This is a genomic window from Moraxella tarda (assembly GCF_035181405.1).
In the GTDB taxonomy this organism is placed as follows: Bacteria; Pseudomonadota; Gammaproteobacteria; order Pseudomonadales; family Moraxellaceae; genus Moraxella.
The window spans coordinates 271,881-286,454 of record NZ_JAYGGV010000002.1 but is presented as its reverse complement, the minus strand read 5'-3'; the positions used below and the strand labels follow the sequence as shown (position 1 = coordinate 286,454).

The following is a 14,574-nucleotide window of genomic DNA, read 5'->3' as shown; positions in this document are numbered from 1 at the left end:
CTCAAATGATAATTTGGGGACTTATTTTTGAGCAAATTTTGCTATCATGCCACTCTTGCTATGTGAGGCATTGAAATATTTAAATGGTTAAGGTGTTTTTTATGGTGGCAATTTGCCAATTTTTTCGGCACTTTTTTGAGCGACTGTCTCCAAAAACACAAGGTTATTTACTTGTGCTGTTTACCATGTTTGTATGGGGTAGTTTTAGTCTATTATCTCGTGTAACGGTGCGTTGGCAAGTGGCGGTTTGGGACATCATCGCCATGCGTTTTACATTGGCGGCAATCATTTTGATGCCAATTTTGCTAATCAAGCAAGAGTGGCGGTTTTTGTTTCGTTGGCACGCTGTGATACTGGCGATAATAGGCGGTGTGGGTTATAGCTGTTTGGTTTACACAGGCTTTTCGCTGGCACCTGTCGTGCATGGAGCGGTATTTTTAAATGGCATGATTCCTGTGGCGACAACCTTATTACTTTGGTTGATTTTTAAGGTTAGACCTGATACCGATACAAAACTTGCTCTAATCATCATTATCGCAACATTGATTGTAATGAGTGGCATGATTGCTATGGGTGCATATCATTTTAATGTCGGTGATGTCATTTTTTTGGCGTGTGCTTTTTGCTGGGCAGGGTTTAGTATCCTACTAAAAGAATGGCAATTTACGCCATGGCAGTCAATGTGCAGCACGGTGGTGTGGTCAGCGCTCATTTATTTGCCAATTTATGCGTTATTCATTGGTTTTTCATCACCAAATGCCAGTATTCACCACCTTGTTGTTCAGGGGGTTTTTCATAGCATATTGGTCATGATTGTCGCTACGGTAACCTATGCAATGGCAGTTTCTCGCCTTGGTGCGTTCATGGCAGGCGGATTGTCCTCACTTGCACCATTCATATCAGCCATCATAGCGGTGCCATTGCTTGGTGAGCCTTTGAATATGGTCATGGTTTTGGGCTTAATTGGCATGGGTTTGGGCACGGTACAACCTTGGCGTTGGATAAAATATGGCAAATATTGACATATTTTTGTTTTATTTTTAGGTATTGGTAAACAAAATAAGCGAGCAAATATGAAAACATTAAATAAGATTGCCGTGTACTGCGGATCAAATTTTGGTAGCACCCCAGATTATTATGAAGCCGCCAAGCTCATGGGGCAAACTTTGGCCAAACAAAATATTGAACTGGTCTATGGCGGTGGCAATGTTGGCCTGATGGGTACGATTGCTGACAGCATACTTAATAATGGCGGTGTGGTAACAGGCGTCATACCAACTTTTTTAAAGAGAAAAGAAGTCGCCCATAAGGGTCTTACTAAGCTCATCGAAACCCCAGACATGGCAACACGAAAATATAAAATGATTGAGCTTGCCGATGGATTCATTGCGATGGCAGGTGGTATTGGCACACTAGAAGAGCTGTATGAAGTGCTGTCATTGCTACAACTTCGCCAGCACGCCAAGCCCATAGGTATTTTAAATACCAATGGCTTTTTTGACCCATTTTTATCAACCCTAAAAAAATGCACTGATGAAGGCTTCATGCCAAAGGAAAATTTAAGTCTTGTCTGTATTGCAACCAACCCTGATGATTTGCTTGAACAGATGCGTCATTTTGAATTTATTGATGTGCAAAAATGGGTAAACCCTGCTTGGCTAGATGAAGCTAACACACTCAATAACAACAACCACTTACTTTACCAAAAATAATTGCTTTTAAGCCAATTTTTTATACAAGCCAGTACAATTTTAGAAAATTGTAAGAAAATAATACAAAAAAATGCTTGCAATAAAATAAAACGAATGTACACTATATCCATCTAAAATCGTGTTCATTGCCATATTTTTTTGGAATTTTTCACAAGGCGATACCTTACCCAAGTTTATTTGGGTATTTTTTGAAAAAATTTGTTACAATGAACAGGTGTTATTATTTGTTATTTGATTTAAGAGGTGGTGACTATGGACATCAAAAAAATTCGTGCACTGATTGACTTAATGGAAGAGAAAGACTTGGTTAATTTAGAATGTGGTCATGACAATGACTATATTAATCTGACGCGTAATGTTGCCGTGCAAAGCATTGCTGCTGCACCCGTTATCGCATCATCAGCTGTAGCTACCTCTACCCCCCCACCAAAAACCCCCAGCGGTAAGGTTGAAACTTCACCAATGGTGGGTGTTTTTTACTCAGCACCAAGCCCAAATGATCCACCGTTTGTCAAGGTTGGTCAAAAAGTACAAGCTGGCGATCAACTTGGCATCATTGAAGCGATGAAAATCATGAATCCACTTGAAGCCACTCAAAGCGGGATTATTGAAGAAATTTTGGTAAATAATGCCGATGTGGTGCAATTTGGTCAGCCAGTCATTCGCTACAAAGCGTAGGTGAGCCATGATTAAAAAGTTATTGATTGCAAACCGTGGTGAAATTGCCTTGCGTATCGTGCGAGCCTGTAAACAGCTTGGCATACAAACTGTTGGTGTCTATTCAACAGCCGATAAAGATTTAATGCACTTGCGTTTTGTAGATGAAGCGGTATGTATCGGTCAAGCACCATCATCACAAAGCTACCTAAATATGAATGCCTTACTATCGGCCGCTGAAATTACAGGTGCCGATGCCATTCATCCAGGTTATGGTTTTTTGTCTGAAAATGCTGAGTTTGCTGAAAAAGTTGAAGAAGCAGGGCTGACTTTTGTGGGGCCGCACGCTGATCACATTCGTCTGATGGGCAACAAAGTATCTGCCATTCACGCCATGAAAAAAGCTGGCGTACCCACGGTTCCCGGCTCTGTTGGTGCCATCACTTTGCATAATGCCGAAGAGCAGGCCAAGCAAATCGGTTTTCCACTCATCGTAAAAGCTGCCGCTGGCGGTGGTGGTCGTGGTATGCGTGTGGTGGAGCGTTTTGAAGAGCTGATAAACCAAGTACAAGCCGCTAAAGCTGAAGCTGAGAGTGCCTTTGGTGATGATACAGTGTACATGGAAAGATTCTTGAAAAACCCACGCCATGTTGAGGTGCAAGTCTTGGGTGATGGCGATGGCAATGCCATACACCTATTTGACCGTGATTGTTCATTACAGCGTCGCCATCAAAAAGTTTTGGAAGAAGCCCCTGCCCCAGGCATTCCCGATGACATCAGACAGCCAATTTTGGACGCCTGTGTGCGTGCGTGCAAGCAAATTCAATATCGTGGTGCGGGTACTTTTGAATTCTTGTACGAAGATGGACAATTCTTTTTTATTGAAATGAATACACGAGTACAAGTTGAGCACCCTGTTACTGAGATGATTACAGGCATTGATGTTATTGTGGAGCAATTAAAAATCGCTGCAGGCTATGGCTTATCTTACCATCAAGATGAAATCACCATTCGTGGACACGCCATCGAATGTCGTATCAACGCTGAAGACGCAAAGACTTTCATGCCTTGTCCTGGCAAGATTAACAACCTATTTACGCCAAGCGGTTCAGGTGTGCGTTTTGATTCACATCTATATCAAGGTTATGATATTCCAAGTTATTATGATTCAATGATTGGCAAGCTCATCTGTCATGCACAGACGCGTCGCCAAGCAGTCTCCAAAATGTTGCACGCTCTTGATGAACTGGTCATTGAAGGCATTAAGACAAATATCCCTTTGCACCGTGATGTTATTTTACAAGATGATAATTTTGTGAATGAGGCACAAAACATCCACTACTTAGAAAATCATCTATTAAAATCATAAAAACCAACATTGATGCTTTGTGATTGATCAATAAAATCAATCTAAAAAAACAATAAAAGGTATCCTAGATGCCTTTTATTGTTATTGCTTATCATTATTAGGTATTTGCTTCATTTTCTCAGATTGCCTTTGTTGTTTTAAGTAAACAAACGCCCATAAGCGTTTTTGCTTAGCAATGACATATTTTCGGTAAATGGTGCGTCTTACCAAGTGTCTGGCACCAATTTTAGTAGGGCGTCGTGTGTTTGGCTTCATCGGGCTGTTTGATACCTTATTTATCCATCATTAACTTGACCACCATAATAAAAAAGTACAAACACACCCATCAAATCATTGGTTGAAATGCTCAGTAAGTATTGTCAGGCATTTTTTGGCCTTGGTTGGCAATTGATCTTTAGCTACTGTAAGAGCGTTTAATGTCAATGCTGGCAAGGCATAATCGGCAAGCACAGGCACAAGCTTTTTGGATTCAATGAATGATTTAGCATTTAACTCACTTGCCTTGACAATGCCATAGCCCGATGCCGCAAGCTCTAATGCAATCAACTGACTGTTGGTAACAAGGCGTGATGACATACGAATACTAAATTTATCATTACTTCTTTGAAATTCCAAATTTTCACTTGAGCGTTCACCTTGTGTGATAAAAGCATGATTTGTTAAATCTTTTGGCACGCTAATAGCATCGTACTTGGCAAGATAGTTAGGCGATGCCAGTAGCAATTGCTTGACTTTGGTCAGACTGACACCTTGTGGGTTTTCCTCCAAAAGTAATGCCAAATCAATGCGATCCTCAATGACATCAAGGTCATCGCCACGAGAGATGATATTAAGCGACAAATTCTCATGTTCGCCCAGCCATTTGCTCAGTGCAGGAATAAGATAGCTACTAACAATCTCAGGCGATGTAGCAATTCTCAGACTACCTGCAATCTCGTCTTTTAATTGATTGACACTGTCTCGCCCTTGTTCGGCAGACTTTACCATCTGCACAGCAGCATGGTAAAGGCTTTCACCTGCCTCGCTTAGGCTCAGTTTGCGTGTTGAACGATGCAATAAAGCAACGCCCAAGTCTGCTTCAAGTGAGCGGATTTGCTGGCTAACTGCACTTGTTGTGATGCCCAATTCTTTAGCCGCTCCGCTAAAAGACCCAAGACGCACGACACTGGCAAATACTGCCATGCTTCGTAAGTTATCCAACATCAGACATCCTCTTACTATCCAAATAATTAAAATTTTCTTATTTTATACACATCATTTCATTTAAATGACCTTGGACTTAAATGGTCTTTTTATGAGCCTAAGGTTAATTTCGTTCCTGATAAAATGACTTCTTTATCAATAACAAACCCTTGTTGCCAAAGCATTTGTGCAACAGGACTTTGAATGATTTGATTTTGAGCAGAGATCAAAACCTCAGCATTGCGTTGCTGCTGCAATACATACGGAATGGCACGCTTATCATCATCGGTTAAAAGCATCAGTTCATCACCAAGCACCATCTGCGGTAGGCGTTCACAAATTTTGGCTTTGGCGGATATAAAGCTGGCACTGACTTGTGCATTATGATTTTCCACATACAATATGGCATCGCCATCAATCCTACCCATCATTTGGCTGTGGTTTAATAATGCCAATTCATCGTTATCAAAAACACCGTCGCAACGAGCCAAAGATAACCAATAATCCCACTTATACGCATTCCACTTACCAGTCAAATCAACAGGTGGTGCAAGCAGTTTTTCTTGTAAAGCGGTTTTTGTATCGCTTGGCACATCAGTACCAATCAAATCAGGCGGTTCGACAGATTTTGGCTGTGTTTTTGCCATTTGTACAGGTACGACCTCACTGTCTTTAAACTGCTTTGCTTGTACCGCTTTGGTATTTTGTGTATCATCCTGACTGACAGCAAGGCTTGGTTCAGCATTAAAGTCGTCTAAGGCTTGGGTGTTTTCTTCTAAGTTTTTGTTTGATTGACCAGATTGTATTGGGTCTTGGTCGTCATGCAGGTCGGCATATGCTTGATGGTCGGTATTTTGTTGATCGCTTTTAATGTCCTCATCATCAATATGGCGATTGTTATCACCAGCACCAGCTGATGACATGGCGGTCATGTCATTTGTATTATTTTTATCTATGTTGTTTTTATCTATGTTATGTTCATCTGTTTTTTTGGTATGTTGTTCTATGCTTGGTATGCCAACCATTTCATTATCCAATAAAGGACGAAAGGCAAGTAATCTTAAAATACCCATTTCCAACGCCTGCATTGGCGTACTGGCCAAACGCACGCCATCACGAGTCTTGATAGCAATTTCATAATACAACTGTATGACATCGGCAGAAATTTTCTTTGACAATTCAATGAAGGCTTGCTTTTGTTCATGATTTTTATCCATTGGCAACGGCAAATACTGTATCATAGCAAGCTCGTGCAAGGTATCAACAAGCCTATCTAACACCGCCACAGCATCTACCATCTGCTGTCTTAGGCGTGTGATATGGTCAGCAACTCCCCTTGCATTATTCATATAGATATCATCAATCAGATTAAGTACATCAAGGCCATTGACCAATCCAAGCATACCATTGACACTCTCATCGCTAATCATGCCACCACCAAAAGCAATGGCCTGATCAGTCAAAGACAACGCATCACGCACAGAGCCTTTGGCGGATTCGGCAAGCTGCCAAATGGCATTATCAGTAAAAGCAATGCCTTCTTGGGCAAGAACTTTGCTTAAATGCTCGTGTAGCTGCACCTGAGACATTGGCCGCAAAACAAACTGCAAACAGCGTGATATGATGGTGATTGGTAGCTTTTGTGGATCAGTAGTTGCTAAGATGAACTTGACATGCTCTGGCGGTTCTTCTAAGGTTTTTAATAACGCATTAAAAGAATGTGTAGAAAGCATATGCACTTCATCAATCAAATACACCTTGTAACGACCTTGTGTAGGCGAATAAGGTACATTTTCTAGTAAATCTCTGGTGTCCTCAACCTTTGTACGGCTGGCCGCATCAATTTCAATCAAGTCAATAAACCGCCCAGTATCAATACTCATACAAGTATCACATACACCGCATGGTGTGCTTGTAATGCCTGTTTCGCAGTTTAGGCATTTGGCTAAAATACGCGCAATGGTTGTTTTGCCCACGCCACGAGTGCCAGTGAACAAATAAGCGTGGTGCAATCTTTTTGTATCAATGGCATTGGCAAGGGCCTGCCAAACATGACTTTGCCCTAGTAGCTGGCTAAAATCTTTTGGGCGGTATTTTCTGGCTAGTACTTGATATTCACTCATGATGACTTCACTTGTTATGATGGGTTAATTTTACATGAAAATACGACACTTTAAAAGTCAGCCACTAAAAACGGTCTGGATTATTTAGACTCAAATGTGTTTCATGCTTGGTGTCATCAAAATCTGGCAACTCCTCCAATTCTTCAGGCGTTGGTTCATAAAGACTGATTGTCTGATTACCGTACTGGTCTTCTTTTAGTAAATACAGCCTGTCAGAACGGTTCATGATTTTATGCATGAGACGCTGATACCAACCATAAAAACCTGTGGTTGGCTCATTGGGATTGTAATAAAAGGCATTGATGACCGCAGGCAGACCAAGCCCACACACCACGCCAGACAGCAACACCACAATAAAAGTATAACCAATTAAAACATTGGTGTACTGAGCCAATTGAGGTACATTTGCCACCGCCAAAATAAGCGCCAATGAAATGCCACCACGCACCCCACCCCAAGATAAAATCTCAAGACTGCCTTTGTAGGCATTTTTACGCACACTAGGAAATAGTGCAAAGGAGGCAAAATTGGCAATAAAACGAGCCAAATGCAAGATGACAAACGCCACCACGCCACCAATGACAATTTCTGCATTCAAATCCAAAATAAATAGTTCAAGACCAATCAGTGTAAATAAGAACGAATTGATGATACCCTCAATGGTGTGCCAAAAATGATTGATTTCTTCAACATCTTTTTGAGCCAAAATCTCTTGCCAGCGATTACCAACGATTAAACCTGCCATCACACAGGCAATCGGTGCAGAAGCATGGGCATAAAGTGCGACCAAATAAGAGCCAGCCGCCAATACTGCTGTGGTCAAAATCAGCGACTCCATCTCATTTTTCCCCTTTAAAAGGTATAACGCCATTTTGCCAAATACCAAACCGATGATGACCGCCACAATAATCTCAAACGCCAAATGCTCAATGACATGCAAGACATTAAATGCACCTCCTTGAATCACCTTTAAAATCGTCATAAAAATGGCAATACACATGGCGTCATTAAATAAAGATTCGCCTTCAAGCTTAATCATCAGATGTTCGGGTGCTTTAATAGAACTTAGTACGCCCTTGATGCCAATTGGGTCGGTTGCCCCAAGTGCTGAACCCAAAAGCAACAAGATAATCAGTGGCACATGATGACCTGTAACAAATTGATAACCAAAAAGAAGCATACCAAAAACAAGTGCACACAACAACAGTGCCAGACTTGCCAAAATACCAATCGGTCTCCAATAAGTCTTTAAATCATTGACTTTAAATTTTAATGCCGATGCCGTCAAAATAAAACAAATCACACCATTGATTAAAAAATCATAAAAATTAATGTGGCGTACTGTCGCTTCAATGGCATGAATATTGATACTGACAAACTGGTTACTGGCCAACAGTGTCGCCGACCATTGTAGTAAGAATACCAATAATGCTGAGACGATAGGAACGCCTATCGCCTGTGGTAGACCCAAAATCCGTTTATTAAACAATGTTGTGGTAATGGATACTAAACACACCACAACAAAAATTTCAAGAAAGATAAAACTGCCCATATTCAAGTCCAAAATTGATTAAAAGTATTTGTCATTTTCTTAGGGATTATTATAGCAAAAAAAGTTAAAACCCCCTCTTAAATTTGTTCAAGGCAAGGTTTATTTGCCATTTTTCTTAAATTGCCACTAAAAATCATCATACCAAAAATCAATCTTGGCATACGATTGCCATTAAATAAACTTTGATGGCATAACAAAAAACAGCACACATGGGTGTGCTGTTTTTAGATTTTTTAAACAATAAAATTAAATACCAATCAGTCTGTCTTATGACGCATATGTGGAAATAAAAGCACATCACGAATGCTTGGTGCGTTGGCAAATAGCATGACCAGACGGTCAATGCCAATGCCTTGCCCTGCTGTTGGCGGTAACCCATATTCTAAGGCCTCAATAAAGTCTGCATCATAATGCATTGCCTCATCATCGCCTGCATCTTTTTCCGCCACCTGCTGACGGAAGCGTTCAGCTTGGTCGATCGGGTCGTTTAACTCGCTAAAACCATTTGCCAGCTCTCGTCCACCAATAAAAAATTCAAAACGATCGGTAATGTGTGGATTATCATCATTGCGTCTTGCCAATGGTGATGTTTCAGCAGGATATTCGGTAATAAAGGTCGGTTGGCGTAATTGCGTTTCCACCGTTTCTTCAAAGACGATGGTTTGTAATTTTCCCAGTCCAAAAGAAGGTTTAACCTCTTGTTTTAAGGTATTTTTAACAAAATCAGCTAAAAATTCTCGGTCATTGATGTTATCAAGCGTAAGATTTGGGTTGTATTTTAATATCGCTTCACTCATTGGAATTTTATCAAATGGTGCTTTAAAACTAAATACCTCATCACCATAAGGAATATTGGTTGTGCCCAATATGTCCATTGCCAGTTTTTCAAGCATATTTTCTGTAAGTGCCATCAAATCCTTATAATCAGCATAGGCTTGATAAAACTCAATCATCGTGAATTCAGGGTTGTGGCGAGTAGAAACGCCCTCATTTCTAAAATTACGGTTGATTTCAAATACTCGTTCAAAACCACCCACAACCAATCTTTTTAAATAAAGTTCAGGGGCTATTCTTAAAAATAACTCCATGTCCAAGGCATTGTGATGCGTGACAAATGGCTTAGCAGATGCACCGCCTGGAATCATGTGCATCATTGGCGTCTCCACCTCCATAAAGCGTTCATTGGTGAGGTATTCTCGAATGCCTGCAATCACCTTAGAGCGAATTTCAAAAGTCTTGCGTGTCTCTTCATTGACCATCAAATCCAAATAGCGTTTACGATACTTCACCTCGGTGTCAGTAAGACCGTGAAATTTATCAGGCAGTGGGCGTAAGGATTTGGTAAGCAGTTCAAATTGCTCCAAATGTACATACAAATCACCCTTACCAGAACGCCCAATATGACCACTGCCTGCTACGATATCACCCAAATCAAGGGATTTAATCAGTTCTAATGTCTGCTCATCTAGCCCTTTTCTATCGACATAAAGCTGGATACGCCCTGTCATGTCTTGGATAACGATGAACGAGCCACGGTTAAGCATAACCCGCCCTGCAACTTTGGCATAAACCTTGTCACCGCTTTCAATGGCCTGCTTGTCAACACCCTCAAATTGTGCTTGCAAATCAGCAGCATAATCTTCACGCTTAAAAGTATTTGGATAAGCGGTTTTACCATGGGTTTTTGCTTTTTGCTCTAAGTCTTGTAGTTTGGCATGGCGTTGGGCAATCAGCTCATTTTCTAAAAGTTGTGTTTGCTGTGTATTTGACATAAATAAAACCTTGGATTGGATATAGATTAAACATAAAATAGATCATGACGATCACTTTTTAATCGCCCGCTCTACTAATTTTAGGACGACTGATCGCAAAGTCATTGCACAAAATAAAAGGCACGAATAAAAACAATAAAAAAGTAATCATATATGCACGAAGTAGTCTTGATGAAAAGCCATCATCAAAATTTGCGTTCAAACATACTTAAGACATTTTAGGGTAATTAACCAGCATTTTATTACCCTAAACACTTAATAATTCATCATTATCCCACACTTGCCATCAAATCTGCCTGATGCTCACGCAATAAACTGTCTAGTAATTCACTCAAATCCCCCTCCATGATGGCATCTAGCTTATATAGGGTGAGATTGATTCGATGATCTGTAGTTCGCCCTTGTGGAAAATTATAGGTACGAATGCGTTCAGAGCGGTCGCCAGAACCGACCAAATTTCGTCTCATGTCGCTGGTAGCATCTAGCTGAGCTTGAACTTTGGCTTGTTGGATTTTGGCAACCAGCATTTTCATTGCCTTATCTTTGTTGGCGTGCTGAGAACGCTCTTGCTGACATTCTGCCACCATACCTGTGGGAATGTGTGTAATACGCACGGCTGAATCAGTGGTATTAACATGCTGACCGCCTGCACCGCTAGAGCGATAGGTGTCAATGCGTAAATCAGCAGGGTTAATCTCTACACTATCATCAATCTCAACTTCTGGCATGATGGCAACTGTGCAAGCAGATGTATGCACACGCCCTTGGCTTTCAGTGGCTGGTACACGCTGGACTCGATGTACTCCGCTTTCAAACTTCAATCGCCCATACACACCCACGCCTGAAACTCGAGTAATGATTTCCTTATAACCACCATGCTCTCCGTCATTAGCGGACAGCACCTCTACTTGCCAACCTTGTGATTGAGCGTATTTTTGGTACATACGAAACAAATCACCAGAAAAAATGGCTGCCTCATCACCGCCTGTGCCTGCTCTAATTTCAAGAAAAGCGGTCGCCTTATCGTTTGGATCTTTTGGCAACATCAATACATTGAGCACCTCGGTTAATCGCTCAATTTCACTCTTTGCGATATCAGCCTCTTCCTCCGCCATCTCTTTCATGTCAGGATCAGACAGCATTTCGGTGGCGGTCGCCAAATCTTCTTCGGCTTGACAAAATCTTGCCCAAGCATCTACCAATTCGCCAAGCTCGTTATGTTCCACTGACAATTCACGGAATTTTTTGCTGTCAGCAATGGTATCTGGGTCGGACAACAAAGCAGTAACTTCTTCAAATCTGTCCGCCATTTGATCAAGGCGGTGGCGTAAACTTTCTTTCATGATGGCTGTTGCACTTTTGTTATCTTGCTAAAATTAGCTTGCTATTTTGCCATAAATTGATCATTTTTACCAATCTTTTTACCATCGCTTACTTAGCCAAACACCACTTTCAATATGATGAGTATAAGGAAATTGGTCAAACATGGCAAAACGCTTTATTTCATGCGTACGATTTAAAAATTGCAAGTTATCAAACAAGGTGTCAGGGTTGCAAGAAATATAGATAATATGATCAAAGCTCATCAAAATTTTTAAAGTTTCATCATCGATGCCTGCACGAGGCGGATCTACAAAAACTGTATTAAAATCATAGCTTTGTATATCAATATCTGCCTCTATCAGGCGTCTAAACTGACGCTCTGCGTTATAGGCCTGACTAAACTCTTCTGCCGATAAGCGTGCGATGGCGATGTTTTGAATGTTGTTTTTGTCAATTGCCCATTTTGCAGAATTCACAGAGGATTTAGCAAGTTCTGTTGCCAGCACTTGTCTAAAATAACAAGACAAAGGCAGAGTAAAATTGCCATTACCGCAATACAATTCCAACAAATCTTGTTGTTGGTTTTGATTATTTTGATTGCTACTGATGGCATCTGCGACATCACAGGCAAAGTTTAACATGGATTGGCACACAATCGCATTAGGCTGGCTAAATCCACTTTCAACCTGCTGATACAAAAACTGCGTTTGCTCGCCTTTGATATTGACGACCATCTGCTCAGTAACAAAATCTTCAGACAAAACGATTTTTTGCCCACGACTGCGACCAATGATTATGATGCCTAATTTATCCGACAGATTTTTTGCCAGACCTTGCCAAATATTGTCTAGTTTTTTATGATAAATCAGACTGACAAGCATCTCACCTTTTAAGGTATTTAAAAAATGAATCTCAAAAATTCGTTCAGACAGTGCTTTGCTTGCTTTTAATTCAGCAAGCAAAATGGGCATCAACTCATTAATCTGCAAGCTGGCAGTAGCAAAATCATCAATGCGTATGACAGTTTTTTTACCACTTTCATTGCGTTCGAACATCGCATAAAACATATCATCATCAGTATGCCAAATGCGAAATTCAGCACGCATACGAAAATGACTTGTGGGTGAAGGATATACTTCCAATGCAGGTGGGTTAAATGGTGCAAATTGGGCAGTAATGCGATTGATTTTATGATTTAATTGGTCTTGATAGGTCTGCTCATTCATGAGTGGCGTGGTCATTTAACAAATTTTCCGCTGATGGACATAAATCCAAAGTAAAAGAAGCGTCATTATAGCAAATCACACGCCCTACGACAAATAAACTAGGTACATAAATTAAATATCTTAATTATATATTCTTTTAAAGTTTAAAAGGTCTTGACTATCTGCTTATTGTGTTGATTTTTTTAATGCTAAGATTTTTATTAAATATTTTTTCTCATGTTATTATATGGATTATGTTAAATAAATTTTATCTATTTAAAAAAAAGCACTTTTATTACTAAAAGTGCTTTTTAATTTTAATTTATTTAAATGACTTGGTTGTTTTGGTCATCATGAGCCATCTTGGTTTGGCATCAGACTTTCTTAACAATGACCGAGCCAATAGAATAGCCTGCACCAAACGAACAAATCACCCCCAAATCACCTGCCTGCACTCCATCTTGATATTCATGAAATGCAATCACTGGGCTGGCCGAGCTGGTATTACCATACTCAGTAATAGCAATTGGTGCGATGGCTTTATCTGCGTCTTTACCCATGACACTACGCAAAATTAAATCAATCATATTGATATTGGCTTGGTGCAACCACATTCTTTTGATTTTATCCGTACCAATGTCATTTTCTTTTAGGTGCGTACTGATGATTTCGGATACTTTTGGGCAAACCTCACGAAAAACCTTACGCCCTTCTTGCAAAAACAACTTATCTGCAACTGGCTCTTTAATATCACAGTGCATTTCTCGCCCAGCCGCCAAATACTCGCTTCTGTCCATAAAGCCATATTCGTTCTTGATATTGGTTGAAAACTGTGTAAATAATTTACAGTCTAGAATTTCATAGCCCTTTGGCGTGTCCAGCTCTTCAATAATGGTCGCTGCTGCAATATCACCAAAAATAAAATGGCTGTCTCGGTTACGCCAGTTTAGGTGTGCTGAGGTAATCTCCACATTAACCACCGCCACACGCTTGCCAAGCCCCGCCTTAATCATACCGATTGCCTGTGCGATACCAAAAGTCGCCGCACTACACGCCACATTGGTATCAAAGGCAAAACCGCCTACCATACCTACCGCATTTTGAATCTCAATGGCGATGGCAGGATATACACGCTGAAAATTTGAACAAGCACAGATGATACCGTCCAAATCTTCACCCTTTAAACCTGCATTATCAAGTGCTTGATTTAGTGCATCAACACCCATCTCCGCCATGATAGAAAGCTCTTCGCCCAACTTGCGAGCAGGAAATATCGGTGCCATAATATCTGGATCTAAAATGCCTTTTTTATCAATCACATGGCGAGATTTGATGCCAGATGCTTTTTCGATAAACTCAGCCGATGAGTGTTGCAAGGCGACCTTTTCGCCATTTGTGATGGCATCAGCATTTTGAGCGTTATAATTATCCACATAAGCGTTAAATGCCGATACCAGCTCTTCATTGGTGATCTTATCTTTTGGTTTATGCAGCCCTGTGGCAGTCAGATAAATTGACATATTTTTTCCTTATGCTTTGATGTCAGTCAAAAAGATGTAATTAGTTTATCATAAAAAAGTGTAAGCATTTGTAAAAAAATACAGCTGTTTACAAAAAAAATCCTCAAATTTTAAGCATTTGATGGCAAGTCATCACAACAAAGAACTTTTGCCAAGGCG

General features: G+C 40.5%; 11 protein-coding genes. 4 read left to right on the top strand and 7 right to left on the bottom strand.

Annotated features, from left to right (window positions below):
* Positions 1–101: 101 nt before the first annotated feature.
* The 4 genes from U9670_RS03860 (at position 102) to accC (ending at position 3,738) form a co-directional block, all read left to right on the top strand.
* On the top strand, positions 102–1,022 hold the full coding sequence (locus U9670_RS03860; protein WP_323841481.1) for a DMT family transporter: 921 nt from the start codon (positions 102–104) through the stop codon (positions 1,020–1,022).
* 51 nt (positions 1,023–1,073) lie between these two features.
* Positions 1,074–1,712: an LOG family protein gene (locus tag U9670_RS03855; protein WP_323841480.1), complete on the top strand. Its 639-nt coding sequence runs from the start codon at positions 1,074–1,076 to the stop codon at positions 1,710–1,712.
* Between the two features lie 252 nt (positions 1,713–1,964).
* Positions 1,965–2,390: an acetyl-CoA carboxylase biotin carboxyl carrier protein gene (gene accB / locus U9670_RS03850; protein WP_323841479.1), complete on the top strand. Its 426-nt coding sequence runs from the start codon at positions 1,965–1,967 to the stop codon at positions 2,388–2,390.
* 7 nt (positions 2,391–2,397) lie between these two features.
* Positions 2,398–3,738, top strand: coding sequence for an acetyl-CoA carboxylase biotin carboxylase subunit (gene accC / locus U9670_RS03845; RefSeq protein ID WP_323841478.1), 1,341 nt, complete (start codon positions 2,398–2,400; stop codon positions 3,736–3,738).
* 330 nt (positions 3,739–4,068) lie between these two features.
* Here the strand turns inward: accC and U9670_RS03840 are convergent, their stop codons facing one another.
* From U9670_RS03840 to U9670_RS03810, 7 genes are all read right to left on the bottom strand, one after another.
* The gene (locus tag U9670_RS03840) at positions 4,069–4,941 is read right to left on the bottom strand and encodes a LysR family transcriptional regulator (protein ID WP_323841477.1); all 873 of its coding nucleotides are present in this window, start codon (positions 4,939–4,941) and stop codon (positions 4,069–4,071) included.
* Between the two features lie 89 nt (positions 4,942–5,030).
* Positions 5,031–7,046 carry a DNA polymerase III subunit gamma/tau gene (gene dnaX / locus U9670_RS03835; RefSeq protein WP_416381478.1) on the bottom strand — a complete coding sequence of 672 codons (2,016 nt, stop codon included), beginning with the start codon at positions 7,044–7,046 and terminating at the stop codon, positions 5,031–5,033.
* A gap of 61 nt (positions 7,047–7,107) precedes the next feature.
* Positions 7,108–8,595, bottom strand: a complete 1,488-nt coding sequence (locus tag U9670_RS03830; RefSeq protein ID WP_416381474.1) for a cation:proton antiporter — start codon at positions 8,593–8,595, stop codon at positions 7,108–7,110.
* 257 nt (positions 8,596–8,852) lie between these two features.
* Entirely contained in the window at positions 8,853–10,367 is a 1,515-nt protein-coding gene (gene lysS, locus U9670_RS03825; protein ID WP_323841475.1) for a lysine--tRNA ligase, read from the bottom strand.
* A gap of 269 nt (positions 10,368–10,636) precedes the next feature.
* A complete protein-coding gene (gene prfA, locus U9670_RS03820) occupies positions 10,637–11,710 on the bottom strand; it encodes a peptide chain release factor 1 (RefSeq protein ID WP_323841474.1) in 1,074 nt (357 codons plus the stop codon).
* Positions 11,711–11,788: 78 nt separating this feature from the next.
* On the bottom strand, positions 11,789–12,931 hold the full coding sequence (gene trmA / locus U9670_RS03815; protein WP_323841472.1) for a tRNA (uridine(54)-C5)-methyltransferase TrmA: 1,143 nt from the start codon (positions 12,929–12,931) through the stop codon (positions 11,789–11,791).
* A gap of 338 nt (positions 12,932–13,269) precedes the next feature.
* The gene (locus tag U9670_RS03810) at positions 13,270–14,415 is read right to left on the bottom strand and encodes a beta-ketoacyl-ACP synthase III (RefSeq protein ID WP_323841471.1); all 1,146 of its coding nucleotides are present in this window, start codon (positions 14,413–14,415) and stop codon (positions 13,270–13,272) included.
* Positions 14,416–14,574: the final 159 nt, after the last annotated feature.

Excerpts from the sequence above, each read along its gene's own strand:
- U9670_RS03855 (WP_323841480.1), top strand. The coding sequence starts at position 1,074 with ATGAAAACATTAAATAAGATTGCCGTGTACTGCGGATCAAATTTTGGT.
- U9670_RS03830 (WP_416381474.1), bottom strand. The coding sequence starts at position 8,595 with ATGGGCAGTTTTATCTTTCTTGAAATTTTTGTTGTGGTGTGTTTAGTA.
- U9670_RS03840 (WP_323841477.1), bottom strand. The coding sequence starts at position 4,941 with ATGTTGGATAACTTACGAAGCATGGCAGTATTTGCCAGTGTCGTGCGT.
- accC (WP_323841478.1), top strand. The coding sequence starts at position 2,398 with ATGATTAAAAAGTTATTGATTGCAAACCGTGGTGAAATTGCCTTGCGT.
- U9670_RS03810 (WP_323841471.1), bottom strand. The coding sequence starts at position 14,415 with ATGTCAATTTATCTGACTGCCACAGGGCTGCATAAACCAAAAGATAAG.
- lysS (WP_323841475.1), bottom strand. The coding sequence starts at position 10,367 with ATGTCAAATACACAGCAAACACAACTTTTAGAAAATGAGCTGATTGCC.
- prfA (WP_323841474.1), bottom strand. The coding sequence starts at position 11,710 with ATGAAAGAAAGTTTACGCCACCGCCTTGATCAAATGGCGGACAGATTT.
- accB (WP_323841479.1), top strand. The coding sequence starts at position 1,965 with ATGGACATCAAAAAAATTCGTGCACTGATTGACTTAATGGAAGAGAAA.
- U9670_RS03860 (WP_323841481.1), top strand. The coding sequence starts at position 102 with ATGGTGGCAATTTGCCAATTTTTTCGGCACTTTTTTGAGCGACTGTCT.
- trmA (WP_323841472.1), bottom strand. The coding sequence starts at position 12,931 with ATGACCACGCCACTCATGAATGAGCAGACCTATCAAGACCAATTAAAT.